The 26989-nt window shown below is 68.1% G+C and carries 23 protein-coding genes; 19 read left to right on the forward strand and 4 right to left on the reverse strand.

Annotation, left to right across the window (positions count from 1 at the left end; translation table 11 throughout):
• Positions 1-97: 97 nt before the first annotated feature.
• A complete protein-coding gene (grpE, locus tag ABB34_RS02720; protein WP_057639704.1) occupies positions 98-613 on the reverse strand; it encodes a nucleotide exchange factor GrpE in 516 nt (171 codons plus the stop codon).
• Between the two features lie 166 nt (positions 614-779).
• Here grpE and recN point away from each other — a divergent pair, with 166 nt between their 5' ends.
• Positions 780-2444, forward strand: a complete 1665-nt coding sequence (gene recN / locus ABB34_RS02725; RefSeq protein WP_057639705.1) for a DNA repair protein RecN — start codon at positions 780-782, stop codon at positions 2442-2444.
• Positions 2445-2746: 302 nt separating this feature from the next.
• Here the strand turns inward: recN and fur are convergent, their stop codons facing one another.
• Positions 2747-3154: a ferric iron uptake transcriptional regulator gene (fur, locus tag ABB34_RS02730; protein ID WP_057639743.1), complete on the reverse strand. Its 408-nt coding sequence runs from the start codon at positions 3152-3154 to the stop codon at positions 2747-2749.
• Between the two features lie 105 nt (positions 3155-3259).
• Here fur and ABB34_RS02735 point away from each other — a divergent pair, with 105 nt between their 5' ends.
• Positions 3260-3649 carry an outer membrane protein assembly factor BamE gene (locus tag ABB34_RS02735; RefSeq protein WP_057639706.1) on the forward strand — a complete coding sequence of 130 codons (390 nt, stop codon included), beginning with the start codon at positions 3260-3262 and terminating at the stop codon, positions 3647-3649.
• Between the two features lie 25 nt (positions 3650-3674).
• Here the strand turns inward: ABB34_RS02735 and ABB34_RS02740 are convergent, their stop codons facing one another.
• Together ABB34_RS02740 and ABB34_RS02745 are read right to left on the reverse strand one after the other, a co-directional pair.
• Positions 3675-3932: an RnfH family protein gene (locus tag ABB34_RS02740; RefSeq protein ID WP_057639707.1), complete on the reverse strand. Its 258-nt coding sequence runs from the start codon at positions 3930-3932 to the stop codon at positions 3675-3677.
• A 3-nt stretch (positions 3933-3935) separates the two neighbouring features.
• The gene (locus ABB34_RS02745; protein WP_057639708.1) at positions 3936-4364 is read right to left on the reverse strand and encodes a type II toxin-antitoxin system RatA family toxin; all 429 of its coding nucleotides are present in this window, start codon (positions 4362-4364) and stop codon (positions 3936-3938) included.
• 51 nt (positions 4365-4415) lie between these two features.
• Here ABB34_RS02745 and smpB point away from each other — a divergent pair, with 51 nt between their 5' ends.
• From smpB to ABB34_RS02830, 17 genes are all read left to right on the forward strand, one after another.
• Positions 4416-4919 carry an SsrA-binding protein SmpB gene (smpB, locus tag ABB34_RS02750; protein WP_057639709.1) on the forward strand — a complete coding sequence of 168 codons (504 nt, stop codon included), beginning with the start codon at positions 4416-4418 and terminating at the stop codon, positions 4917-4919.
• A gap of 351 nt (positions 4920-5270) precedes the next feature.
• The gene (locus tag ABB34_RS02755) at positions 5271-6467 is read left to right on the forward strand and encodes a flagellin (protein WP_057639710.1); all 1197 of its coding nucleotides are present in this window, start codon (positions 5271-5273) and stop codon (positions 6465-6467) included.
• Positions 6468-6874: 407 nt separating this feature from the next.
• Positions 6875-8239, forward strand: a complete 1365-nt coding sequence (gene fliD / locus ABB34_RS02760; RefSeq protein WP_057639711.1) for a flagellar filament capping protein FliD — start codon at positions 6875-6877, stop codon at positions 8237-8239.
• A 108-nt stretch (positions 8240-8347) separates the two neighbouring features.
• Positions 8348-8767 carry a flagellar export chaperone FliS gene (gene fliS, locus ABB34_RS02765; protein ID WP_057639712.1) on the forward strand — a complete coding sequence of 140 codons (420 nt, stop codon included), beginning with the start codon at positions 8348-8350 and terminating at the stop codon, positions 8765-8767.
• 13 nt (positions 8768-8780) lie between these two features.
• Complete coding sequence (locus ABB34_RS02770; protein ID WP_057639713.1) at positions 8781-9086, forward strand: hypothetical protein; 306 nt, start codon at positions 8781-8783, stop codon at positions 9084-9086.
• Complete coding sequence (locus ABB34_RS02775) at positions 9083-9664, forward strand: PilZ domain-containing protein (protein WP_057639714.1); 582 nt, start codon at positions 9083-9085, stop codon at positions 9662-9664. Before ABB34_RS02770 ends, ABB34_RS02775 begins: the two co-directional genes overlap by 4 nt.
• Positions 9665-9902: 238 nt before the next feature.
• Entirely contained in the window at positions 9903-10535 is a 633-nt protein-coding gene (locus ABB34_RS02780; protein ID WP_057639715.1) for a response regulator, read from the forward strand.
• A 291-nt stretch (positions 10536-10826) separates the two neighbouring features.
• Positions 10827-12233, forward strand: coding sequence for an RNA polymerase factor sigma-54 (gene rpoN / locus ABB34_RS02785; protein WP_057639716.1), 1407 nt, complete (start codon positions 10827-10829; stop codon positions 12231-12233).
• 15 nt (positions 12234-12248) lie between these two features.
• Positions 12249-12632 (forward strand): response regulator, encoded by a 384-nt coding sequence (locus ABB34_RS02790; RefSeq protein WP_057639717.1) that lies wholly within the window; start codon positions 12249-12251, stop codon positions 12630-12632.
• The gene (locus ABB34_RS02795; protein WP_057639718.1) at positions 12625-14064 is read left to right on the forward strand and encodes a sigma-54 dependent transcriptional regulator; all 1440 of its coding nucleotides are present in this window, start codon (positions 12625-12627) and stop codon (positions 14062-14064) included. The genes ABB34_RS02790 and ABB34_RS02795 overlap by 8 nt, the downstream gene beginning before the upstream one ends.
• Positions 14065-14185: 121 nt before the next feature.
• A complete protein-coding gene (locus ABB34_RS15505) occupies positions 14186-15106 on the forward strand; it encodes a hypothetical protein (protein ID WP_211258144.1) in 921 nt (306 codons plus the stop codon).
• 88 nt (positions 15107-15194) lie between these two features.
• Positions 15195-15587, forward strand: a complete 393-nt coding sequence (locus tag ABB34_RS02805; RefSeq protein WP_057639720.1) for an FAD synthase family protein — start codon at positions 15195-15197, stop codon at positions 15585-15587.
• 67 nt (positions 15588-15654) lie between these two features.
• Complete coding sequence (locus ABB34_RS02810; protein WP_057639721.1) at positions 15655-19479, forward strand: CDP-glycerol glycerophosphotransferase family protein; 3825 nt, start codon at positions 15655-15657, stop codon at positions 19477-19479.
• The gene (locus ABB34_RS02815) at positions 19479-20762 is read left to right on the forward strand and encodes an ATP-grasp domain-containing protein (RefSeq protein ID WP_057639722.1); all 1284 of its coding nucleotides are present in this window, start codon (positions 19479-19481) and stop codon (positions 20760-20762) included. The genes ABB34_RS02810 and ABB34_RS02815 overlap by 1 nt, the downstream gene beginning before the upstream one ends.
• Before the next feature lie 113 nt (positions 20763-20875).
• Positions 20876-22006, forward strand: a complete 1131-nt coding sequence (locus tag ABB34_RS02820) for a DegT/DnrJ/EryC1/StrS family aminotransferase (RefSeq protein WP_057639723.1) — start codon at positions 20876-20878, stop codon at positions 22004-22006.
• A complete protein-coding gene (locus ABB34_RS02825; RefSeq protein WP_057639724.1) occupies positions 22003-23304 on the forward strand; it encodes a CDP-glycerol glycerophosphotransferase family protein in 1302 nt (433 codons plus the stop codon). Before ABB34_RS02820 ends, ABB34_RS02825 begins: the two co-directional genes overlap by 4 nt.
• Positions 23301-26840 carry a glycosyltransferase gene (locus ABB34_RS02830; protein WP_057639725.1) on the forward strand — a complete coding sequence of 1180 codons (3540 nt, stop codon included), beginning with the start codon at positions 23301-23303 and terminating at the stop codon, positions 26838-26840. Before ABB34_RS02825 ends, ABB34_RS02830 begins: the two co-directional genes overlap by 4 nt.
• Positions 26841-26989: the final 149 nt, after the last annotated feature.

A 26989-nucleotide genomic window follows, 5' to 3' on the forward strand; every position in this document is an offset into this window, starting at 1 on the left:
GCCACGCCGCCGATGTGGGTGATGTAAGGACGCCCCGCGGGCTTTCAAGGGAGGACGGCCGGGCATTGCCCCGGGAATCGCCTTCCCCGCCCCGCCGTCAGTCGTACTTCGCCACCACCACCAGCGCCGGCCGCAGCAGGCGCTCGTTGAGCAGGTAGCCCTTCTGGAACACCGTCACCACCGTGCCCGGGGCCACGCCCGCCGGGGCATCGACCTGGCTGATGGCCTGGTGGTGCTCAGGGTTGAACGGCTGGCTGGTCGGGTCCAGCAGGGTCAGGCCGTTGTCGCCGGCCACTTTCAGCAGTTGCTTGTAGGTCAGCTCCAGCCCTTCGCGCAGCGGGCTGGGTTCGTTGCCGGCCGCGGCCAGCCCCGCATCGAGGCTGTCGAACACCGGCAGCAGGTCGCCCAGCAGTTTTTCGTTGGCGAACCTGCGGGCCTGCTCGACGTCGCGCACCAGCCGCTTGCGCTGGTTCTCAAGGTCGGCGCGCTCGCGCAGCGATTCGCCCTTGAGCTGCTCGATCTCGGCCTGCAGGGCCTGGACCTGCGCCTCGTGCTGTCCGGCGACATCTTCGGCACCGGGCATGGTCTCGAATTCGGGGTGGTCTTGGTTCATTTCCTGTTTCCTGGCGGTCGTTCTGCCGCCCACCCGGCCTCGTATGTGGGCGCTGCCGCCGCTTTCAAGGCCGGCGCAGCCGGTGAGACGGGCGCCGGCCACCCTGCGCCGCATTGACCTGCCGCATGCGCATGCTAGTTTTGCGCGGCCCCATTCCCTGCCCGCCATGCTCAGACATCTTTCGATCAAGGATTTTGCCGTCGTCCGCGCCACCGAACTGGAATTCGGGCCGGGCATGACCGTGGTTTCCGGCGAAACCGGCGCCGGCAAGTCGCTGATGGTCGACGCGCTGGGCTATCTGTCCGGGCTGCGCGCCGACAGCGGCGTGGTCCGCCACGGCGCCGGCCGCGCCGAGTTGTCGGCCGAGTTCGACCTGGCCGACGACGCCCCGGCGCGGCAATGGCTGCGCGACAACGAGCTGGACGACGACGCGCAATGCCAGCTGCGCCGGGTGATCCGCGCCGATGGCGGCTCGCGCGCCTTCATCAACGGCCGCCCGGTGCCGGTGTCGCAGCTGTCGGAACTGGCCGCGTTCCTGGTCGAGATCCACGGCCAGCACGAGCAGCAGGCATTGCTCTCGCGCCCCAGCCAGTTGGCCCTGCTCGACGCCTATGCCCGCAACGATGCCGAACGCGCCGCCGTGCGCGCCGCCGCCGGCCGCTGGCAGGCGCTGGTGGACGAGCGCGAGGCGCTGTCGCAGCAGGGCGACGTCTCCGACCGCCTCGGCTTCCTCGCCCACCAGCTCGGCGAGCTGCAGCGCGAGGAACTGGAACCGGCGGCGGTGGCGGCGCTGGCCGCCAGCCACCGCCGGCAGGCGCATTCGGCCGCATTGATCGAGGCCTGCCAGTTGGCCGGCAGCACCCTCAACGGCGACGACGGCCCGTCGCTGCTCGGCCTGCTGCAGCAGGTGCGGCACGAGCTGTCGCGGGTCAGCCAGCACGACGCACGGCTGGGCGAGATCGACGCCATGCTCGACGCCGCCGGCATCCAGCTGCACGAAGCCCTGGCGCAACTGGACCGCGTGCAGGACGACCTGGACAGCGACCCGGACGCCTTCGAGGACATCGAGCGCCGCCTCGGCCGCCTGCACGACCTGGCCCGCAAGCACCGCGTGCCGATGGAGGAGCTGGCCGCCACCCGCGACCGCCTCGATGCCGAAATGGAACAGCTGCGCGGCGCCGACGAGCGCCTGTCGCGGCTGGCCGGCGAGATCGACGCCGCCGCCGCGCACTGGCAGGCGCAGGCGGCGCTGCTCAGCGCCAGCCGCGGCGCGGCGGCCAAGGCGCTGTCGGCCACCACCACCGCGCTGATCGGCGAACTGGGCATGGGCGGCGGCCAATTCCTGATCGAACTGGAGCCCCAGGCCCAGCCGCGGCCGGACCCCAACGGCGCCGAGCGTGCCGAGTTCCTCGTCGCCGCCAACGCCGGCCAGCCACCCCGCGCCCTGCGCAAGGTCGCCTCCGGCGGCGAGCTGTCGCGCATCTCGCTGGCCATCGAGGTCGCCGCACTCGGGCTGGACGCGGTGCCGACGATGGTGTTCGACGAAGTGGATTCCGGCATCGGCGGCGCGGTGGCCGACATCGTCGGCGGCAAGCTGCGCGCGCTCGGCGAGCGCCGGCAGGTGCTGTGCGTGACCCACCTGCCGCAGGTCGCGGCCAAGGGCCACGCCCATTACCGGGTCAGCAAGGCGCCGGTGGAAGGCATGACCCAGAGCGCGGTGGAACTGCTCGACGGCAAGGGCCGCGAGGAGGAGCTGGCGCGCATGCTCGGCGGCGCCGAGGTCAGCAAAGAGGCGCGGGCGGCCGCGCGCAAGCTGCTGGCGGAAGCCTGAGAACCAAAGACCCTCTCCCTTTGGGGCTTCACCGCAAGGCTTGCGCGCCACTGGCGCGCTTGCGGTGTAGCGCCCATGCCGCAGGCATGGGCCGGGGCGCGGAGCGGGGGTTGGGGCGAAGCCTCGCAATGTTCGATTGCCCGCGGCCTCACCCCTACCCTCATCCGCCCCTTCGGGGCACCGTCTCCCGGAGGGGGAAGGAGAAAAGGCCTCGGCACCGGCCCCTTCGCGGATTGAAACCGGTCTCCCGAAAACGAAAACACCGGCGCGGGGCCGGTGTCGTCTTCGTCATGCAGGCAGGCTCACCGCCGCTTCTTGCGCACGTACAGCACCAGCGAGTGCTCTTCGAGCTCGTAGCCGTGGTCGGTGGCGATCTTCTTCTGCAGCTCCTCGATCTCGCGGCTCTCGAATTCGATGATCTTGCCGGTGTCCACGTCGACCATGTGGTCGTGGTGGCCGCCGCGGTCCAGTTCGTAGACCGCCTGCCCGCCTTCGAAATTGTGCTTGAGCACCAGCCCGGCCGCTTCGAACTGGGTCAGCACGCGGTAGACCGTGGCCAAGCCGATCTCGTCGCCGCAATCGAGCAACTGGCGGTAGATGTCCTCGGCGGTGAGGTGGTGGTGCGGGGTGTTCTGCTCGAGCAGCGCCAGGATGCGCATCCGCGGATGCGTCACCTTCAGGCCGACTTTGCGCAGGTCATTGGATTCCATGGCCATCGTGTTCATAGGCGGTTTAACGCCAGTTGCCTCCGGTCGGATCGCGCTGGGTGCCGGGGAGTGTATCATCGCCGGGATTTCCCCAATCGCCTGTCCCTAATGCGCAAGCTCCTGTTGATCGCCGTCGTCGCCCTGTCCACCACCGCCTGCGGCATCATCTACAAGCAGCCCATCTACCAGGGCAACCTGATCCACGCCGAAGCCGTGGCGCAGTTGCAGGTGGGCCAGAGCAAGCAACAGGTCAATGCGCTGCTGGGCACGCCGTCCATCCCCGACCCGTTCCATGCCCAGCGCTGGGACTACACCTCCAGCCAGCGGACCAACCGCCTGGGCACGACCGAAATGAAGAACTTCACCGTGTTCTTCGAGAACGACCGGGTCACGCGCTGGGAAGGCGACTACTTCCCCAACCAGGACGCGGAGCTGGCCAGGAAGAGCGTGCGCCAGTTCGGCCGCAACCTCGCCAAGGACAAGAAGAAGGGCCGCTGAGCCCGCACCGCACGGGCTTGAGGCCTCAATCGCCGCCGCGCGCCCGCCGGCGGCGATTTTCCTTGGGGTCGGCCAGCAACGGGCGCAGCAGCTCCACCCGGTCGCCCTCGCGCAATGCCTGCGTGGGCCGCGCCAGCACGCCATGCACGGCGGTGGCGACGGTTTCGCCGGCAACATCCAGTGCCGCCATTTCCACCGCTTCGGCGACGCTGCAGCCTTCGGGCAATTCCAGCTCGCGCCGCAGGTAACGGTCCGGCCAGGCCAGCACCACCTCCACGCGCACGGCTCAGCCCCCCTGCTCGGCCACGCGCACGAAATCGTTGACCATGCGGTCGGCCAGCCCCTGGAAACCCAGCGCCAACGCCGGCCCGAGCAGGCGCGAGGCCGGCTCGAATTCCAGCTCCAGGCTGACCTTGCAGGCGGCATCGGACAGCGGCAGGAACTGCCAGCGGCCATGCAGGCGCTTGAACGGGCCGTCCTTCAACTGCATGTCGATGCTGGACGGGCGCTGCAATACGTTCTCGGTCATGAACCAGGTGCGGAACGAACCCAACCCCAGGTCCAGCCGTGCCACCAGCCGCTCCGGTCCCTCTTCCAGGATTTCCGCCTTGTCGCACCAGCGAAAACGCCGCGGGTAGGCGGCAACGTCATTGACCAGGTCGAACATGCGCGCGGCCGGTTGTTCGACCAGGGCACTGCGGCGGATGGTAGGCATGCGGTTGCTGCTGGATGTCCTGAACGCCTCCGAATCGGAGACAATAAGCGAATGAGCAAGAAACCCGGCAAGGATAAAGCAAAGAAGGCGGTGGCCGACAAAACCATCGCGTTGAACAAGCGCGCGCGCCACGAATACCACCTGGAAGACCGGGTCGAGGCCGGGCTGGTGCTGCAGGGCTGGGAGGTCAAGGCCATCCGCGCCGGGCGCGGCAACATGACCGACGCCTACGCCTACGTGAAGGATGGCGAGATCTACCTGATCGGCGCACAGATCACCCCGCTGATCCAGGCCTCCACCCACACCGTTCCCGAAGACCGCCGCCAGCGCAAACTGCTGCTGCACCGGCGCGAGATCGACAAGCTGATCGGCCGCGTCGAGCGCGACGGCTACACCCTGGTGCCCACCGCGATGTACTGGAGCAGAAACCGCATCAAGCTGGAAATCGCGCTGGCCAAGGGCAAGCAGGCCCACGACAAGCGCGACGCCGCCAAGGACCGCGACTGGGCCCGCGAGAAGCAGCGCGCCCTGCGTGCGCACAACCGCGACGCGTGACTCGGGAAAGCCCTGCATGGGGCAGCACCGCGCACCCGTAGATGCGGGGCTTGCCCCGCATGGGGCTTCAATGGGAAAGCCCCCGCATGGGGCAAGCCCCATGCCTACGCGCTCAATCGACAAACTCCAAAAAAACAGCGGCGCGGTGGCCTGGGCCACCGCGCCGCTTCCATATGGCGATACCACCCCCGAGGGAGCAGGCCGCGGGCGCATCAACTTCGCCCTAAAGCCGAACGACATGCTGCCGTTATTGGTATCAGCAGCGGTGCTATGGCTCCTACACCCGCCCCACTGCACCCAGTACCGGTCAGGCGAACTGCCGGTTCCAACGCCAAATCAGGAATCCGAATCATGGCACAAGTCATCAACACCAACATCATGTCGCTCAACGCTCAGCGCAACCTGAACACGAGCGGCACCAGCCTGGCCACCACCATCCAGCGCCTTTCCTCGGGCATGCGCATCAACAGCGCCAAGGACGACGCCGCCGGCCTGGCCATCTCCGAGCGCTTCAGCACCCAGATCCGCGGCCTGGACGTTGCCACCCGCAACGCCAACGACGGCATCTCGCTGGCGCAGACCGCCGAAGGCGCGATGGTCGAGATCGGCAACAACCTGCAGCGCATCCGCGAACTGGCGGTGCAGTCGTCCAACGCCACCAACTCGCAGAGCGACCGTGACGCGCTGAACGCCGAAGTCAACCAGCTGCTGTCGGAAATCGACCGCGTCTCCAACCAGACCAGCTTCAACGGCACCAAGCTGCTGAACGGCGACTTCACCGGCGCCCTGTTCCAGGTCGGCGCCGACGCCGGCCAGACCATCGGCATCAACAGCATCGTCGACTCGCGCATTTCGGAACTGGGCAAGGCCGGCTTTGCCGACGCCGCGACCGGCGCGGGCGTCACCGGCGCGTCCACCGCTTCGGGCACCATCAGCGGCATCACCGTCAACATCAGCGCCGGTGGCCAGGCCAAGGCGATCAAGCTGAACGACGTCAAGGTCGGCGACAACGACAGCGTCGCCGACATCCAGAAGAAGGTCGTCCAGGCGTTCAACGACAAGCTGGACCAGACCGGCCTGCACGCCGAAATCGACGGCAGCAACATCAAGTTGACCTCGCTCAAGGCCGGCCAGGACTTCACCAGCGTCACCGGCGCCTCCGTCACTGGCACCAACGCGACGGTGGACTTCTCGTCGTTCGCTGCCGCCACTGCCGCCGCCGGCGCCGACCAAGTGCATTTGGAGGACCTGGACATCTCCAGCTTCCAGGGAGCCCAGCGCGCGCTGGAAATCGTCGACAAGGCCCTGACCTCGGTGAACAGCTCGCGCGCCGACATGGGTGCGATCCAGAACCGCTTCAGCTCCACCATCGCCAACCTGGCCACCACCTCGGAAAACCTGTCGGCCTCGCGCAGCCGCATCCGCGACACCGACTACGCCAAGGAAACGGCCGAACTGACCCGCACGCAGATCCTGCAGCAGGCCGGTACCGCCATGCTGGCCCAGGCCAACAGCGCCACCCAGAACGTGCTCAGCCTGCTGGGCTGATCCCGGGCTGCACCGCAACAAGAAGGGCCCTGCCGCAAGGCAGGGCCTTTTGCATTATGGATATGGAACGGGACCGCGCGTAGATGCGGGGCTTGCCCCGCATGGAGCTTTACCGGGAAGGCCCCGTGCCGGGCAAGCCCGGCACCTGCGCAGGGACACCGCTCTTGCAGCAGGTAGGTCGGGGCTACGCCCCCGTCGCACGGAATATCGGGACACGAACGTCGGGGACGTAGCCCCGACCTACTCCCTCGACATGGCCTGGATGCGGCACCTGCCGGCGAGCCCGGGGATGGCACGGAACATGCATCCAAACCGGGGATCACGCGCAACGCGCTAAAGTCGCCGCGACGCCTGCCGATATCCGGAGGTGTCCCTACAGGCATCTCCTTGCCACCGAAGGAATCCACATGGCCACCTCCCTTGCTGCCGTCGGCTCCGGCCTGGACATCCCCACCCTGGTCTCGCAACTGGTGGCCAACGAGCGCAAGCCGGTGGCCGACCGCATCAACACCCAGGGCACGGCCGCCACCACCCAGCTTTCGGCGTTCGGCAGCATCAAGAGCTCGCTGAGCAGCCTGCAATCCTCGCTGGCGGCATTGATCAAGAGCGCCGACGCCCCCGCCTACAAGACCACGGTACCCGATGGCAGCGGCTTCAACGCCACCGTGGTGACCGATGCCAGCACCGGCAAGACCCAGGCCAGCGCCGGCACCTACAACGTCGAGGTGCTGAGCCTGGCGCAATCGCAGAAGCTCAGCTCGGGGGCCTTCGCCGCCGATGCCGCGGTGGGCGACGGGACATTGAAAATCGCCTGGGGCGACGAAACCCTCGACGTCGAGATAAAACCCGACAGCAAGCTCTCCGACATCGCCGCGGCCATCAACAAGGCCGCCGGCGGCAAGGGGGTCAACGCCACCATCATCACCGCCGACGACGGCCAGCACCTGGTGCTCAACGCGGTCGATGCCGGCACCGAAGGCACCCTGACCATCTCGGCCAGCGGCGGCAACGGCGGCCTGTCCGCGTTGACCTGGGACGGCAGCGGCGGCGGCCTGAGCCAGATCGTGGAGGCCACCAATGCGCGCGTGCGGGTGGACGGGTTCGAGCGCGAGTCCAGCAGCAACAGCATCAGCGACCTGATCCCCGGCATCACCCTGAACCTGACCGAGGCCGCGGAAGGCACCACCAAGACCCTGACCGTCAGCCAGGACAACAGCCCGCTCAAGATCAACCTGCAGGCCTTCGTCAGCGCCTACAACGCCTCGGTCAACCTGCTCAAGTCGTCCAGCGCCTACGACGCGACCAACGACAAGGCTTCCGCGCTGACCGGCGATTCGCTGGTGCGCGGCCTGCAACAGCAGCTGCGCAGCCAATTGAGCGCCAACGTCGTCGACATGAAGGCGCTGGGCCTGGCCATCGGCACCGACGGCACGCTGACGCTGAACGCCAGCACCTTCGACAAGGCGATGGCCGACAACCCGGCCGCCGCGTCCGCGCTGCTGGGCAAGGACGGCAAGCTGTCCTCCTCGCTGTCCAGCGTGCTCAAGAGCAACCTGGACAGCACCGGCACCCTGACCCAGCGCACCGATTCCCTCAACAAGCAGATCAAGAAGCTGGAGAAGGACCTGGACGACCTGGATGCGCGCATGGAGAAGGTCTCGGCGCGCTACACCGCGCAGTTCACCGCGATGGACACGCTGGTGGCGCAGATGCAGAGCACCAGCAATTACCTGACCCAGCAGTTGAGCGCGCTGCAGCAGGCGAAGAGCTGACCGGCGGCTCAAGTAGGCGCTCCCCGCGGCCGATATACGTAACAGCCCCCCATCATCCCGGCCGCCCATGCCCCGCGGCGCCGGACAGGTTCCAGGAGACCTCCCCCAATGTACGGTTCCAGCCGCAACCACGCAGAGCAGTATCGCAAGGTCGGGATCTCGACCCGGGTTGTGGATGCCGACCCGCACAAGCTGGTGGCCATGCTGTTCGAGGGCGCCAACGAGCGCATGCGCCGCGCCGAGGCCTTCCTCGCCCAGGGCAACCAGGCCATGAAGGGCAAGGTGATCGGCGAGGCATGCGCCATCATCGGCCACCTCAACGGTTCGCTCGACCATGAAGCCGGCGGCGAGATCGCCAGCAACCTGTCGGCCCTGTACGACTTCGTCATCCAGCGCCTGACCGAGGCCAACCTGAACAACGACGCCGAGGCACTGCGGGAATCGCTGGCGGTGATGAGCGAAATCGAATCGGCCTGGAACGCCATCCCCGGCGAACAGCGCCACATGCCGGTGGCGGCCGGTGCCTGAGGAGAAGACACGCATGGATCACGACGCCACCCTGCAGGCCCTGCACGCCGACCTCGACGCCCTGCGCACCGCCGTGGAGCAGGAGGACCATGCCGAGGCCGCGCTGATCGCGGTCAGGCACGACCGCCACCTGCGCGAATTCATCGAGACCTGTGGCACCCAGGCCGCCGCCAACGGCCTGCGCAAGCTGCTGGAACTGCAGCGCGACCTGACCCGCGACATGCTGGCCCGCCGCGACGTCGCCGCGGCGCACCTGCGCAGCGGCCGGCAGTCGGTACGCGCCGCCAATGCCTACCAGCAGGCCGGAACGCTGGCATGAACGAACCCGGTGCCAGCGTCGTGCACCACCCGGCGGAAACCGAACTGTTCGCCGATACGCTGACCTGCGACGTGGCATTGCCGGCGGGCTTCGAGGCCGGCAGCAGCGTGGTCCACCCCGGCGCCGCCGAGATGCTGTTGCGCAGCGTCGCGCTGGTGGAGGATTCGCGCAGCACCGAAGACAACGACGAACGCGGCGAAAGCAGCCTGCAGGCACAGCGGCTGGAAGCGCGCATGGACCTGGTGCTGGTATTGCTGGGCCGGCTGTTGCGCCAGTCCGACGCCACCGCCCTGCCCCTGCGTCCGCTGCGCTGGTCGCGCCGCGGCCTGCGCATGGAATTGGGCCAGCGCACCGGCAGCGCTCCCGGTACGCAGGGCATCGTGCGCCTGCAGCCGGCGGACTGGCTGCCCGACCACATCGAACTACCCGTGCAGGTACTGGCCGAGGCCGCCTCCGGCAACGGCGGCCATTACCTGTGGCTGCGCCTGAACGACCCCGGCACCGCGCTGGAAATGGCACTGGAGCGGCACCTGTTCCGCCTGCACCGCCGGCAGATCGCCAACAGCAGGCGTACGTAGACGTGGGGCTCGCCCCACGCAGGGCCTCATCCGTCCACAAGGACAACACCCCTGGAGTGTTCGTTCCCACGTAGGTGTGGGGCTTGCCCCACACGGGGCTTCACCGGGAAAGCCACGCATGGGGCAAGCCCCATGCCTACGCCACGCGAAGGCATCCCCCCCATGACCATTGCCGGTTGGCTCGCTGCCAACGCTCGGCTATGGTGCGACCACTTCCAGCCGTGACCCTCCTGTTGCCGTGCGTGTCCTGATTGTCGATGACCACACCCTCGTGCGTGCGGGCCTGTGCCGGTTGCTGCAGGGCTTTGCCGGGGTGGAAGTGGCGGCCGAAGCGAGCAATGCCGAGCAGGCACTGGAACTGGCCCTGCAACACCACCCCGACGTGGTCCTGCTCGATCTTTCCCTGCCCGGCCGCAGCGGCCTCGAAGCGCTTTCCGACATCCGCACCCGGCTGCCGCGGGCACGCGTGGTGATGATGTCCATGCACGACGACACCCAGCATGTGCGCGATGCGCTGGACCGGGGAGCGGCGGGCTTCGTCGTCAAGGACGCGGCGCCGCAGGAACTGGAACTGGCCTTGCATGCAGCCTGCTCGGGACAGGTTTTCCTCAGCCCGCAGATCTCGGCAAGGATGCTGGCACCGGCACAGGGCCGCGAACGCCCCACCGGCATCGCCGCGCTCTCGCCGCGGCAGCGGCAGATCCTGCGCCGGCTCGGCAACGGCCAGAGCACCAAGGAGATCGCCGCCGACCTGGGCATCAGCGCCAAGACCGTGGAAACCCACCGGGCGCGGATGATGGAAGCCCTGGGATGCCGCCGCGCCAACGACCTGTTGCTGCTGGCCGCCCGCCACCAGCACGAGCTGATGTGACGCGCAATTGCGGCCGCCTGCTGCCTGTGGCTGCATGGCGGCAACGGGAAATTCGTGATGCAAGTCACGAAACAGGAAATCCGTCGCCCGTCGCGTCAAATTTCCCGCGCGGGCCTGTCCACCGGGAAAGCCGCGGGCCAAGCGTCAAATGCATGACGCAATCGAGGAAAACATTGCTGCAATGTAGGTAATTTCCCTACGCATGTAGGGGTTTGACTGATTCAGCCCCCGGCACCGCAAAAGCAAGATGCGTTCCATACCGACGCCAACCACGCGTCACCGGGGAATCGCATGAAAGCCACGCTCGCTACCCAACTCGGCCAACAGCTCCACCTCACGCCCTCGCTGCTGCAGTCCATCCGCCTGCTGCAACTGAACGGCCTGCAGCTGGAGCAGGAAATCCGCCAGGCGCTGGAGAACAACCCGCTGCTGGAGCTGGAAGAGCAGGCGACCGAGGCCGAGGCCATCCCCGGCAGCGATGCGCAGCTGGAAACGGCCGCATTCGACGAACTGCCGGAAAGCTCGCTATGGGACGTGCCCGGCGGCAGCTGGAACGACGCCGACGAGGACCGCACCGCGCGCCTGCCGGCCGGCGAATCCAGCGACCCGCACCTGCGCATCCTGCAGGCCCTGGCGCTGGACCTGGACGAAGCCGACCTGGGCATCGCCGCATTCTGGCTGGAGCACTGCGACGACGCCGGCTACCTCGCCGCGCCGCTGGCGCAGCTGACCCTGCTGGCCAGCGCCCGCTTCGACCGCAACGCCGCGCACGTGGAGGGCATCCGCCAGCACCTGCTGCAGGGCGACCCCATCGGCATGGCCGCGCGCGACCTGCGCGAATGCCTGCAGGTGCAGCTGGCCGCGCTGCCCGGCACGGTGCCGGCGCGACACCTGGCCAACCGCCTGCTCGGCGGCGACCTGAACCTGCTGGCCGACCACGACTACGCCGCCCTCGCCCGTGAATACGGCGTGGAGCAGGCCGACGTGCACGAGGCGTTCCGCCTGGTCCTGTCGCTGCAGCCGCGCCCCGGCGACGCCCTGCAGCCGCACGAAGACAGCGCGGTGATCCCCGACGTGGTCGCCTGGCATGCCGACGGCCAGTGGCGCGTGGCGCTGAACCCCGGCACCACCCCGCGCCTGGGCATCAACCCGGCCTACGAAAAGGTGCTGAGCGAGAGCGACGCCGGCGCCAACCAGCCGCTGCGCGAAATGCTGCAGGAAGCGCGCTGGTTCACCCGCGGCCTGTCGATGCGCTACGACACCCTGCTGCGCACCGCGCGGGTGATCGTCGAACGCCAGGCCGCGTTCCTGGCCGAAGGCGAGGAAGCGATGGCGCCGCTGACCCTGAAGGAAGTGGCCGACGCCATCGGCATGCACGAGTCCACCGTCTCGCGCATCACCTCCGGCAAGTACCTGCAGACCCCGCGCGGCACCTTCGAGCTGAAGCACTTCTTCGCGGTGCGGCTGGAAGGCGCCAGCATCTCCGGGCTGGCGGTCAAGGCGATGGTACGCCGGCTGATCGAATCCGAGCCGCCGGCACGGCCGCTGGCGGACGACGCCATCGCCCTGCTGCTGTCGCGACAGGGGGTCAACATCGCCCGTCGTACCGTGGCCAAGTATCGTGAGCAACTGGACATCGCCCCGGCGCGCGCGCGGAAGCGGCAAAATGCACGTCCCCAGTTGGCCCGCGCGGGCTGAACCCGAGAGACCCCCATGAGCAAGCTGACCGTTCTGCTGGTCGACGACCACGAAGGCTTCATCAACGCGGCCATGCGCCATTTCCGCAAGCTCGACTGGCTGGAAATCGTCGGCAGCGCGGCCAACGGGCTGGAGGCCATCGAGCGCTCCGAGGCCCTGCGCCCGCGCGTGGTGCTGATGGACCTGGCGATGCCGGAAATGGGCGGGCTGCAGGCCACGCGCCTGATCAAGACCCAGGACGAGCCGCCCTACATCGTCATCGCCAGCCACTTCGACGATGCCGAGCACCGCGAGCACGCCCAGCGCGCCGGTGCCGACAACTTCGTCAGCAAGCTGTCCTACATCCAGGAAGTGATGCCGATCCTGGAGGGCATCCGCAAGGCGGACGGCCATGAGTGAATCGCGCATCCTGGTCATCGACAGCGAGGCGGTGCGCGCCGAGCGCAGCGTCGCCCTGCTGGAATTCATGGACCTCAACCCGCGCTGGGTGACCGACGTGGGCGACATCGACATCGCCCGCCACCATGCCAGCGACTGGATGGCGCTGGTGGTCGGCACCATCGAGGACCCGGCCCGCGCCGAGCCGTTCTTCCAGTGGCTGGGCGATACCGCGATGCCGCCGCCGGTGCTGCTGGCCGAGGGCGACCCGCTGGCCTTTTCCCGCCACTACGGCCTGCACGAAGCCAACGTCTGGCCGCTGGAGCAGCCCATGCGCCACGCGCAGATGGAGGCCCTGCTGCGCCGCGCCAGCCTCAAGCGGCTGGACGCCGAGCACCAGAGCGGCGGCGAGGACAGCGGCCCCACCGGCATCAGCCCGGCCATCGGCGCGCTGCGCCAGCTGATCGAGCAGGTGGCCGGCTTCGACACCACCGTGCTGGTGCTGGGCGAATCCGGCACCGGCAAGGAAGTCGTCTCGCGCGCCATCCACCAGCGCTCGCCGCGCCGCGACGGCCCGTTCGTGGCGATCAACTGCGGCGCGATCCCGCCGGACCTGCTGGAAAGCGAGCTGTTCGGCCACGAGAAGGGCGCGTTCACCGGCGCCCTGAGCGCGCGCAAGGGCCGCTTCGAGATGGCCGAGGGCGGCACCCTGCTGCTGGACGAGATCGGCGACATGAGCCTGCCGATGCAGGTCAAGCTGCTGCGCGTGCTGCAGGAACGCAGCTTCGAGCGCGTCGGCGGCAACCAGACCATCCGCTGCAACGTGCGCGTGATCGCCGCCACCCACCGCAACCTGGAGGAGCGCATCGGCGAGGACAAGTTCCGCGAGGACCTGTTCTACCGCCTCAACGTGTTCCCGATCGAGGTGCCGGCGCTGCGCGAGCGCATCGAGGACATTCCCGCGCTGGTGGAAACCATCGCCGCGCAGCTGGCCCGCACCGGCCGCGGCGAGGTGCGCTTCGCCCCCGAGGCCCTGCAGGCGCTGTCCGGCTACCCATGGCCCGGCAACGTGCGCGAGCTGACCAACCTGGTCGAACGGCTGGCGGTGCTGCACCCCGGCGGCCTGGTCCGTGTGCAGGACCTGCCGGCCCGCTACCGCGGCGACCCGCCGGCAGCCGCGGCCACCGGCGCGGACGAGGAGCGCCCGCTGTCCGGTCTCCCCGCCTCCGCCCCGTCGGCCGCGCCGGCCAACGGCAAGGCCGCGGAATCGCCGGCCCAACTGCCCGACGACGGCCTGGACCTGCGCGACCACATGGCGAGCATCGAGCTGAAGCTGATCAACGAAGCGCTGGAACGCACCCAAGGGGTGGTCGCCCATGCCGCGCAGCTGCTTGGCCTGCGCCGTACCACGCTGGTGGAGAAACTGCGGAAGTACGGGATCGAGCGAGAGTAAGGACCCGCTACGGACCAGAGTGCCGGGCAACGCCCAGGTTCATTGCAGCAACGCAGGCATGGTATTTGCTTCCGTGGTTTTGTCGGGGATATCCACGGAAGCCCACAGAAGGATGAATACGTTGAAACCTGACTACATCTTTGTCGTCGGTGTGGCAAAAGCCGGCACCACGGCGCTGGCGGGCTGGCTGGTCAAGAATGGATTTGCCACCTACGCCATCCCGGGAATCAAGGAGCCTTGCAGTTACCTCGGGTCGCCGAACCATGCACCGCCTCCCCCTCCACCCCTCGACTCCCCGCCGCTACTCGACGCCAGCGTCGCCTATTTCGCCAATTCACAGGTAACCGCGCGCCTGCCGGGGCACGGCACCCGCATCGTCCTGTGCCTGCGCAACGCCTTCGAGCGGACCTGGAGCGACTACAGGATGAAGAAAATGGTCGCCCAACAGGGGATAGGGGCAGACCATGTGTTGTCGCGCCTGTATGGCGCGGCAGGAACCATTCCGCCGGACAAAGCGAACTGGTACCAGTCACGGCGCGACATGCGGATCCGCTGCTTCCCCCGGTCGGTCGCGCACGTCATCGGCAAACACTTCGACGTCGAAGCCCAGCGGCTGGCGAATGGCGGCTTCCTGCAGCGGCTGGATTACGAACTGTCCTTTTTCACCTCGCGCCACCAGTACCCGTTCCATGCCGTACTGCATTCCAGCTTCTATTACCGGGGCCTGCGCATGCTGCTGGATAAATACCAGCCCGAGGACATCACCGTCCTCACGGTAAGCAGCCTGAAAGACCACGAAAAGCGCAGCCAACTGGTCGAACGGCTCACCGGGCACAGGAAAGCTGGATCGGAACTGGAGTTTTCCTTCACATTGAACGACGTTGAGTTCGACGAACCCCCGCCAGACTTCGCCGACCGAAGCTTCGACCATTTCCGCAAGCTGTTCACCCATGACATGCGGCAGACACTGGAACTGCTCAAAAGCCGCAATATCAATACCGACCTGCTGGACAAGGACGAGCTTCAACGGCACATGGCCTGAACCGCACCTCCATCCGGCGCGCAGCCGGGAACCGGTTTCCCGTTCGCCCGACCGCACATGACCCACAACATGGACGCCGCAGCCCCCAATGACCCTCGTCCTCACCTACGGCACCTTCGACCTGTTGCATGTCGGCCACGTCAACCTGCTGCGCCGCGCGCGGGCGATGGGCGACCGCCTGGTCGTGGGCCTGTCCAGCGACGCCTTCAATGCGGTCAAGCAGAAGCAGGCCACCCAGTGCTATGCCGACCGGGCCGAGGTGTTGAGGGCGATCCGTTACGTCGATGAGGTTTTCCCCGAGGAAAACTGGGAGCAGAAGGCGGCCGACATCCACCGCCTGGGGGCCGATCTGCTGGTGATGGGTTCGGACTGGACCGGCCATTTCGACGACCTCGCCCGCCATTGCCGGGTGCACTACCTCCCGCGTACCGAAAACATCTCCAGTTCCTCGCTGAAGGCCAGCATCCGTGCAATGCAATGAGCAAACCGCTGCCGCCGGTGGCCAAACCGCTGCAACCGCATCTGCGCAAGCCCACGACGCCGACTTGATGGCCGGTGCGACCCCGGCATGGTTCGACGCCGCCTTTTACCGCACGCAGAACCCGGACATCGCCGTCGAAGGGGATGAGGCGTGGCGTCATTTCCACTCGCAGGGCTGGCGCGAGTTCCGCAACCCCGGCCCCGGGTTCGACGTATGGTGGTACCAGGCCCTGCATCTGGAAGGCGACCACCGGCGCGATCCGGTCGCGCACTACCTGGACGGCGGCCAGGCAGCCGGCGCGGAAACCACGCGCGCCACCGGCGAACCAATGGAGGTGGCGCGCAAGACCCGCTTCAACCTGCGCACGCTGGCCCTGCTCAATGCGCTGGATGCGCCGGGCACGGTGTTCGCCCGCATCGCCGGCAACCTGGCGGCGCTGGAGTTGTGGGACGTGGCCGACATGTTCGCCATGCGCGCCTGCGACCTGCAGCCGGACACGGCGGCGCACCATGCCCTGCTCGGCGCCATCGTGGCCCGGCGCAACGGCTGGCGCCGGGTCGTCACCGCCCTGCGCGTGGCGACCGAACTGGACGATGGCCATGCCGACTGGTTCCACACCCTCGGCTTGGCCTGCGAACGCCTGGGCTGGCTGGACGATGCCGCCACCGCCTATGGCCGCGCCCTCGCGCTGGACGACGGCAATGCCGACACCCACTACCGGCTGGGCCGCGTCGAGGAACGGCGGGGCAACAAGGCGGCGGCCGAAGCCTGCTATGCGCGGGTCGCCGCCGCCGAACCGGGCGTGGCGGCGCTGGGCATCGGCCTGCGCCACGAGCAGGAGAAGGATTGGGAAGGCGCCGAGCGCGCCTACCGCGAACGGCTGGCCCAACCCGCGCATGCCGGCGACGCACGCCTGCATTTCGCGCACGGTTATCAGCTGGAAGCCTTGTACCGCTGGGAGGACGCTGCCACCGCCTACGGCGCGGCACTCGAACTGGATCCGGCGCAGCCGGACTGGCAATATCGCCACGGCTGGATGCTGGAACGGCTGGAACGCCCGCAGGAAGCCGCCGCGGCCTATGCGCGCGCCCTGGCCCTGCGCGAGGATGCCGACTGGCGCTATCGCCAGGGAACCTGCCTGCATGCCTGCGGCGATGCCGATGCGGCGATCGCGGCATGGCTGCACTGCGTGCCGGGCGAGCCGGCCATCCCGGCCGCCTCGGGCATGGACGACGACGCGCAGCGGCGCGCCCTGCGCGACCGCCTGCGCACCTGCACGCTCGACCCCCTGCTGCATTTCGAACTGGGCCTGGCCTGCGAACGGCTGGGCCTGCATGCCGAGGCCGCCGCGGCTTACGGCCATTGCGTCAACCGCCACGACGAACACGTCCCCCGCCTGTACTTCCGCCTGGGCGTGGCCCTGCACCGCGCCGGGCGCAACAGCGAAGCGGCGCAGGCCTTTCTCGCCACGCGCCTGTTCCGGCGCGATTTCGGCATCGTCCCCGACCCCACGCAGGCCGAGGGACCGCCGCCGCCCGCGCGCGACATAAAGGCCGAATACGCCGAGTTCATCGAAACCCTGCCCGTCCGTGACGACGTGGTGCTGTACGAGAGCTTCCACGGCGACTCGATCAGCTGCAATCCGCTGGCCGTGTTCCGCGCCGCGCGCACGCGCCTGGCCGCCCGCAACCTGCTGCATGCGTGGGTGGTGAAGCCGCACACGGCCATCCCCGAGGAATTGGCCGCGCTGCCGGACGTGGTTTTCGTCCGCCACGGCAGCCCGTTGTACGCGCGTTACCTGGCCACCGCCGGCTGGCTGGTGAACAACAACACCTTCATGCCGTATTTCGTGCGGCGGCCCGGACAGCGCTACCTCAATACGTGGCACGGCACGCCGCTCAAGAAGCTGGGCATCGACATCCCCGGCGCGCTGTTCGACCACAAGAACGCCGTGCGCAACCTGCTCCAGGCCACCCACCTGGCCATGCCCAATGCCTTCACCCGGCGGGTATTGCTCGAGTCGATGCAGGTCAACGACGTCATCCGCTGCCGCATGGCCGATACCGGGCAGGCGCGGATCGACCTGATGCTGGGCGCGGACGCCGATGCAAAAACCCGGACCAAGGCACGGCTCGGCCTCGGCGCAGACGCGAAAATCATCCTCTACGCGCCCACCTGGCGCGGCAACCTGGACGGGGCCTCGCTGGACGCGGCGCTGGTAGCCGATGCCATCGAACGACTGAGCGGCCACGGCGCCACCGTGTTGTTCAGCGGCCACCACATGGTGGCGCGCAAGCTCGGCCAGCTGCCGGACGGCGCAATGGCGGTGCCGGCCGGGACCGACATCACCGAGTTGATGGCCGTGGTGGACGTGCTGGTCACCGACTACTCCTCGATCCTGTTCGACTTCCTGCCCAGCGGCCGGCCGGTCCTGCTGTACGTGCCGGACATGGCGCAATACCGGCGCGAACGCGGGCTGTACCTGGACATCGCCACGTTGCCGGTGCAAGCCTGCGCCACCGCCGATGCACTGGAGCAGGCGCTGCTTCCCGCATTGGCGGGCGCGGCCGCCGCTGCCCCCGGGCAGATCGAGGCGGCGCGCCAGGCCTATTGGCCGCTGGAAGACGGCGGCTCGGCCAGCCGCGTCGTTGCGTTCTTCTTCGAAGCAGACGCACGCCACCAGATCACGCCACCGCCGCGCGACAAGCGCACCCTGCTGTTCCAGGTGGGCAACTTCAGCCCCAACGGCGTCACCGCCTCGTTCAACCGCCTGGCCGGCTGCGTCGATGCGCGCCGGCTGTCGCTGACCGTGATCGTCGATCCGTGGACGCTGGAAAGCTACCCGCAACGGCTGGAACGCTTTGCCGAGCTGCCCGCGCACGTGGCGCGCTGGGGCCGCATCAGCTTCCCGGTGGCCAACCGCGAACAGCAATGGCTCAACACGCGCCAAGGCAGCCGCGAGGTGCTCAACGCGCGCCAGCAGCAGTTGCTCGACACCTATTACCTGCGCGAATACGCGCGCCAGTTCGGCAGCGCCCATTTCGACGTGGTGGTCGATTTCTCGGGTTATGCGGGCTTCTGGACCGCATTGTTCGCCCGCGGCCGCCCCGCCGGCACGCGCTGTGCCGTGTACCTGCACAACGACATGGACCAGGAACAGCGCAGCCGCCACCCGCAGCTGTCCAAGGTGTTCGAGCACTACCCGCTGTGCGACGCGCTGGTGTCGGTGTCCGACAGCCTGAACGCGGTCAACCGACGCCGTTTCGGCGACGTACCGGGGCAACGGCCCGAATGCTTCCACAGCGTGGACAATTGCATCGACCCCGGTTTCATCCAGCGGCGCGCCGGGCAGGAACTACCCGAAGGTTTCGCCCGCTGGCGCGAAGGCCACGTGCTGCTGGGCACGGTTGGCCGCCTGTCGCCGGAGAAAGGGCACCAGCGCTTGCTCGATGCCTTCGCCCAGGTACGCCGCCGGCATCCCTCGACCCGGCTGGTGATCGTCGGCGAAGGCCCGGAGCGGCCCATGCTGCAGCAGCGCATCGCCGAGCTGGGGCTGGAGGATGACGTGCTGCTCACCGGCGCGCTGGCCAACCCCTACCCGGTGATGCGCGAACTCGACCTGTTCGTGCTGTCCTCGCATTACGAGGGGCAAGGCATCGTCCTGCTGGAAGCGCTGACCCTGGGCCGCCCCGTGCTGTCCACCGACATTCCCGGCCCGCAGAGCGTGCTGGCCGATGGCGTCGGACAGCTGGTGCCGGACTCCACCGAAGGGCTGGTCGATGGCATCTGCCACTGGCTGCAACGGCCCGAACGCAACGTGCACTGGGATGCGCAGGCTTACTTGCAGCGGGCGTTGGCCCAGTTCGAGCAGGCCGTCGTGGGCGTGGGCTGATGGCCGGGCAACTCAACGTGCTGGTCTTCCCCTGCGGCTCGGAGATCGGCCTGGAAATCCACGCCGCGCTGCGCCATGCCAAGGACGTGCGCCTGCATGGCGCGTCATCGGTGGATGACCACGGCGGGTTCGTTTACCACCATTACCAGAGGATCGACGCCGACACCCGCACCGGCGACCTGCTCGCCGCGCTCAACGCATTGATACGCCAGTGGCGCATCGACCTCGTGGTGCCTGCGCACGACAGCGTGATTCCCCTGCTGGCCGCAGGGCGCGAACGCCTGCTGGCCCCGGCCGCCGTGCCGGAGGCCGGCATCGCTGCGCTGTGCCGCGACAAACGCCTGACGTATGCCCGCCTGCGCCCGCTGGGCATCGTGCCGGACGATGCCGGCGCACCGGGTTGCGCCTACCCGATCTTCGCCAAGCCGGCCATTGGCCAGGGCAGCCAGGGGGCCGAGCGCGTGGACGATGCCGCCCGCCACCGCCAGTTGCTGGAAAGCGGCACGCCTTACGTGTTCAGCGAATACCTGCCCGGCGACGAGTTCACCGTGGACTGCATTTCCGACGCGGCCGGCGCGTTGCTGCATGCCGCGCCACGGCGTCGCTTGCGGGTAAAAAGCGGAATCAGCGTGCGCACCGAACCAGCGGCGGCGCCGGAACTGGTCACGATGGCCACCACCATTGCCGATGAATTGCGCCTCCGGGGCGCATGGTTCTTCCAGGTGCGCCACGACCGGCATGGCGTACCCAGACTGCTGGAAGTCGCGCCGCGCGTGGCCGGCTCGATGGCACTGTCGCGCATGCGTGGCGTCAACTTCGCCCTGCTCCACGTTTACGCCTACCTTGGCCGCCCGTTCTCGGTGCTGCCGCAGGAATACCCGCTGCAACTGGACCGCGCGCTGGGCAACCGCTACCGCACCGGGCTGGACTACCGCAGAGTCTACCTGGACCTGGACGACACCCTGATCGCCGGCGGCAAGGTCAACCCGATGTTGGCGGCCCTGCTCTACCAATGGGCCGGCGCAGGTATCGAGGTGGTATTGCTGACCCGCCATGCCGACTGCCCACACCAGACCCTCGAGCGGCACCGGCTCTGCGCCACACTGTTCAGCCGGATCGTGCACCTGCGCGACGGTTCGCCCAAGAGCGCGGCGATCGAACCCGGCATCCCGGCCATCTTCATCGACGACGCCTTCCGCGAGCGCCGCGATGTGCTGGAAAACGCCGGCATCCCGGTTTTCGACGTGGACGCCACCGAGCAGTTGCTGGACCTGCGGGCCTGAGGCCGCCACGGCAGGCTGGGCTGCCCGCTTCGCGGATACGGAACGAAACTTGCTTTTGCCCACGAAAGCGGTTTCCGTAGGCAAATCGCGCCCTCCCGGCCCAAGAGCATTGGATGAAAACCAAGCCCATCCACGTCACCAGCCCGCTTTTGCCGCCACTGGAGGAGTTCATTCCCTATCTGGAAAAGATCTGGGAGAGCCGCATCCTCACCAACGCCGGCAGCATGCACCAGGCACTGGAAAAGGCGTTGTGCGCCTATCTCGGCGTCAAGCACATCGCGCTGTTCGCCAACGGCACGCTGGCGCTGGTCACCGCGTTGCAGGCGCTGCGCATCACCGGCGAGGTCATCACCACGCCCTATTCCTTCGTCGCCACCGCTCATTCGCTGCTGTGGAACGGCGTCAAGCCGGTATTCGTCGACATCGACCCCGAAACCCTCAACCTCGACCCGGCGAAGATCGAGGCCGCGATCACCCCGCAGACCACCGCCATCATGCCGGTGCACTGCTACGGCACGCCCTGCGACGTGGCCGCCATCGCCCGCATCGCCGACACCTACAACCTGAAGGTGATCTACGACGCGGCCCACGCCTTCGCCGTGCGCGACGCGCGCGGCAGCGTGCTGCGCCACGGCGACCTGTCGATACTCAGCTTCCACGCCACCAAGGTGTTCAACACCTTCGAGGGCGGCGCCATCATCTGCCCGGACGCGCGCACCAAACAGCGCATCGACCACCTCAAGAACTTCGGTTTCGTCAACGAAACCACGGTGGTCGCGCCGGGCATCAACGGCAAGATGCACGAGGTCAGCGCGGCCTTCGGCCTGCTCCAGCTCAAGCACATCGACCAGGCCTTGGCCCGCCGCGCGAAGATCGACGCCCACTACCGCCGGCGCCTCGCCGGCGTCCGTGGCCTGCGCTGCCTGCCGCGCGCGCGTGCCGGGGGGGCGGACAACCACGCCTATTTCCCGGTGATGATCGACGACGATTTCCCCATCGGCCGCGACGCGCTCTACCAGCTCATGCGCGAGCGCAACATCCTGGTGCGGCGCTATTTCCACCCGTTGATCAGCGAGTTCCCGATGTACCGCGGCCTGCCTTCGGCGGTGCCGGGCAACCTGCCGGTGGCCCACGCCACGGCGCGGCGCGTGCTGTGCCTGCCTATCCACCCGGAGCTGCCCTCGGCCGAGGTCGACCAGGTGTGCGACCTGATCCTCTCGCAATTGCGCGTCCATGCGGCATGACCGGCCTGCGCGTGCGTCCCCGCCTTTGCCACCGCAGGATCGTGGATGCCTGGCTGGGCATTCCGCTGCTGGTGCTGTGGCGGCTGCTGGATGCGCTGATCCCCAAGCGCAGGGACCACTGGGCGTTCTTTGACCATCCGCTCAAGCGCGGGCAGTTCATCGAAAACGCGCGCGCGGTGTTCGAGCAGGTCCGCCACGACCCCGCCGTGCAGGCGCGGGTGTTCGTCCGTGGCGGCCATCGTCCCCGTGGCGTCGCCGAATCCAGCCACGTCAGGATCGTGCAGCTCGATACGCTCTGCGGCCTGCTGGCCTTGTCCCGCTGCGGCGTGTTGCTGCTGACCAACTCCACCGCGCTGGACATGTCGCTGGCCTGGCGCAACGGCGGCTACGGCGCACCGCGGCCGTCCCTGCGCCGTCGCGTGGTGGTCAACCTGTGGCATGGCGTTCCGCTCAAGCGCCTGTTCGCGCTGGCCAACCCCAGCCAACGCCGACATGGCGACCGTGATGCATTCCGCCGCCGCGAACGCGGCCTGTATGCCGGTCTGGTCGCGTCCTCCGAAGTCGACGCCTTGGCCATGAGCGCGACCTTCCACCCGATTCCCCCGGCCCACGTCTGGGTAACCGGCCTGCCCCGCACCGACTTCCTGCGCATGCCGGAAGCGGAGCTGCCGACGGGGCTGGACAGCGAACTGGCGCAGATACGTGCCCTGCGCGGCGGGCGCAGGCTGGTGCTCTACGCCCCCACCTACCGGGATGCCAGCGCCAGCGGCGGGCCCTATTTTTTCAGCGACGACGAGGTTTCACGGCTGAAGGCCCTGCTGCAGCGCCACCATGCCGTACTCGGCGTGCGTGGCCATTACGTGGCGACGGCTGGTACGCCGCTGGCCCCGCGCCATCTCGACGGTGAAACCCTGCTGGACCTCGGCCATCCGCATTTCCATGAAATCGCACCGCTGCTGCGCGAGAGCAGCGTGGTGGTCACCGATTACTCGTCCGTCTACATCGACGCCCTCTGCCTCGACCTGCCCGTCATCGGCTTCGCCCACGACCTGGACGACTACCGCACGCAACAGAACGGCCTGCTCTACGACCTGGAACTGGCCTTCCCGGGCCCGGTCACCACCACCTTCGACGCCCTGCTGGACGCGCTGGAGGCCACCCTGGCACGCCCACGGTTCCAGCCCGACGAACGCTACCGTAACGCCCGCCGCCTGTTCTTCCGCCACGAGGACGCGGACAACACGCGCCGGGTGGTGCAGCGGATACACGACACCCTTGCCGGAAACCGTACTCAATGACCGTTCCCCCTGCCGACCGCCCGCTGGTAAGCGTGGTGATGCCGGCCTACAAGCCCCACTACCTGCAGCAGGCACTGGACAGCGTGGCCGCGCAAACCTGGCGGCCGCTGGAACTGGTGGTGTGCGACGATTCGCGCGACGAGCACGTCCGCGAACGGGTGGAAGCCTTCGCCGCACGCGTGGATTTCCCGGTGCACTACTCCCGCAACCCGGAGCGCCTGTGGGAAACGCGCAGCACCGCGCGCGGCGTCGCGCTGGCGTCGGGCATCTACGTGAAGCTGCTGCATGATGACGACATGCTGGAGCCGGAATGCGTGGCGGCGCTGGTCACCGCCATCGAAAGCGCACCAGGCATCGCCCTGGCGGCCTCGCGCCGGCGGCGGATCGGCGCGCGCGGGCGCTGGCTGCCGGACACCGCCGCTACCCGTTTCCCCTTCGCCCATGACGTGCGGCTGGATGGCCCGGAACTGGTTTCGTTCCTGGCCGACCATACGATGAACTTCATCGGCGAACCCAGTTGCGTGCTGTGCCGGCGCGCGGATCTGCTCGTACTTGGCGAACGACTGTCCTTCCTCGGGTCCACCAAGATCCACTGGGTCGCCGACCTGGCGCTGTATGCCAAACTGCTGCAGCACGGGGACCTGGCCCTGCTTGCCGCGCCGCTGGTCAACTTCCGTTTTTCAACCCAGCAGTTCAGCCAGATCGGGCGCAACAACCCCGGTACCGGCGACAAGGGGCACGACGATTTCCGCCAGGCCATACGCGACCTAGGCTGGTACAGGCACGATGCAGGCAACGCCGACCAGGTGCACATGGCGCCGCTGGATGGCTCCGCGCCACGCATGCCCGTGGACCTGCGGCAACTACTGGAAGCGGCCACCCTCGTCGCCAACAACCACTGCCAATTGCATGAATGGCAAGTCCGGCGCGCGTTCAACCCAGCATTGGCCGCACACGTGAAAACCCGCGTGGACGCCCTGCCAACCCCACCCCGTGTGGGGTTCGTGGTGCTGCCAGGTCAAGGCCAATCGCATGCACTCGAACGTACCCTGGTCCGCAGGTTCTGCCCAGCCGGGATGGATGATGGAGTGGAGTGCAAAGTGCTGGGTCAGCCCCTGCCCCCGCCACGCGTGGACCTGACGCCGGTGCAAACCGGCGCATGGGACGCCGCATCCCTTGCCGCCTCCCTCAATGCCACCGTGGCCGACTGGGCCGTGGACTGGGTGATGCTGGCCGAAGCCGGCACCGAGTTCACCCTCGGCGGGTTGACCCTGCTGCTGTTGGCGTTGACAGACGCCTCCCCCGAACTGCGCGCACTGTACGCCGACGCGTGGTACCGCGACGACACCGGCGCATTGGCCCCGGTCATGCGCCCGGATTTCGACCTCGACCAACTACTCGGCAACCCTTCGATGTTGTCCGGGCATTGGGTATTCCGCCGCGAGGCGCTGGTCGAAGCCGGCGGCTTCGACCCGCAGGTCGGCGATGCGGTGGAACTGGATTTGATCCTGCGGCTGGTGCAGCAAGGTGGTTCCGGCGGCATCAGGCACCTGCCCGAGCCGTTGCTGGCCTGCTCGCCGCCGCGTTTCGACGCGCAGACCCAACAGCACGTCATCGCTCGCCATCTGCATGCGCGTGGCTATGCCAACGCCGCGATCGAGGGCATCGGCAGCGGCCTGTATCGCATCGACTACGGCCACGACCAGCAACCACCGGTTTCACTGTTGGTCATCGTCTCGGCAGGCACCACGCTGGCCGCGCTGGAGCGCTGCGTGGTTTCGGTACTGGAAAAAACCCGCTACCCGAATTACGAACTGCTGCTGATCGACAATGGCGCCGCCGCCAGCATCAGCCAGTGGATGCAGCAGGTCGAAACGCTGGCCGCCGGCCGCGTGCGCGCCTTCGCCTTCGACTCGCCACTGGCGCACAGCGCCGCCTGCAACGTGGCCGCCACGCAGGCCGCGGGCGACTACCTGCTGTTCCTGCACCCGGAAGTGGCGGCCTTGCAGCCGCAATGGCTGGACGAGCTGCTCAACCACGGCCTGCGCCCGGAGGTGGGCGTGGTCGGCGCGAAGACCATTTCCGCCGATGGCAAGATCACCCATGCCGGCCTTGTTCCCGGTCTGACGTGCAGCGGCGGCCGCGCATTCGCCGGCCAACCGATGGACGCGCCGGGCTACATGAATCGCCTGCAAGTGGCGCAGAGCTACTCGGCGGTGGCCGACAGTTGCATGCTGATCGACAAGACGCTGTTCATGGAGCTGGGTGGCTTCGACCACGCCGCATTCGCCGACGAGGGCGCCGACGTGGACCTGTGTCTGCGCGCACGCCAGCGGGGCTACCTCACGATATGGACGCCACACGCGTTGTTGTTGCATTCGGTCGAAGCCGTACCCCTGCCGGAATCTGCCAACGATGCACTGTTGGAACGCTGGCTCCCTGCCCTCGCCCATGATCCGGCCTACAACCCCAGCCTGCGCCTGGACGTACCGGGCGGCTTCCGCCTGGGCGAGTCGGATTTCTCGTGGCAGCCGTTGCCGTGGCGGCCCGTCCCGCGCGTGCTCGCACACCCGGCCGATCCGTGGGGCAGCGGCCATTACCGGGTGATCCAACCATTCGAGGCGCTCAAGGCCGCCGGCCAGGCCGAAGGCGCGCTCTATGCCACCCTGCTCGACACCGTCGAACAGGCGCGCATCGATCCGGACGTGGTGGTTCTGCAACGCCGGGTCACCGACGAGGAGCTGGAGCGCATGCGGCGCATGCCGCGCTTCTCGCGGGCGCTCAAGGTCTTCGAGCTCGACGACTACCTGCCCAACCTGCCGGTCAAGAACATCCACCGCGAGCACATGCCACGCGACATCCTGCGCAGCCTGCGGCGTGCCTTCGCGCTGGTCGATCGCGTCGTGGTATCCACGCCGGCGCTGGCCGAAGCCTTCGCCGGCATGCACCCGGACATCCGCATCGCCGGCAACCGCCTGCCGCCAGCGTGGTGGCGGAACCTGCCTGCACCGCGTCGCAACACGGGCACGAAGCCGCGCGTGGGCTGGGCCGGTGGCGTGAGCCACGCCGGTGACCTGGAGATGATTGCCGGCGTCATCACCGAACTGGCCGGCGAGGTGGACTGGGTCTTCCTCGGCATGTGCCCGGAGCAGTTGCGGCCATGCGTGGCCGAGTTCCACCCCGGCGTCGACATCACCGTCTACCCCCGCACGCTGGCCCGGCTGAACCTCGACCTGGCCATCGCCCCGCTGGAGCAGAACCGTTTCAACGAGTGCAAGAGCAACCTGCGCCTGCTCGAATACGGGGCATGCGCGGTGCCGGTGGTATGCAGCGACGTCGGCCCCTACCGTGGCGACGACCTGCCGGCAACCCGCGTGCGCAACCGCCACCGCGACTGGGTCGGGGCCATCCGCGGGCATCTGACCGACGCCGATGCCCGCGCCGCCACCGGCGATGCACTGCGGACCGTGGTGCACCGTGACTGGATGCTGGAAGGCGTGGGGCTGGAGGAATGGCGGGCGGCATGGTTGCCGTGAGCCATGCTTGCCACTGTTATTGGATTGGATCGACAGGAATTGTTCGCCAAGCATGCGCACTTGACCTTGATCCCGTGCATATCCGGGAAGCTTGCCCCAGGCATGTGGCACAGCGTTTGCCTCATGCGGCATGCGTGGCGGAACTGTCG

The organism is Stenotrophomonas daejeonensis (assembly GCF_001431505.1).
Classification (GTDB): domain Bacteria; phylum Pseudomonadota; class Gammaproteobacteria; order Xanthomonadales; family Xanthomonadaceae; genus Stenotrophomonas; species Stenotrophomonas daejeonensis.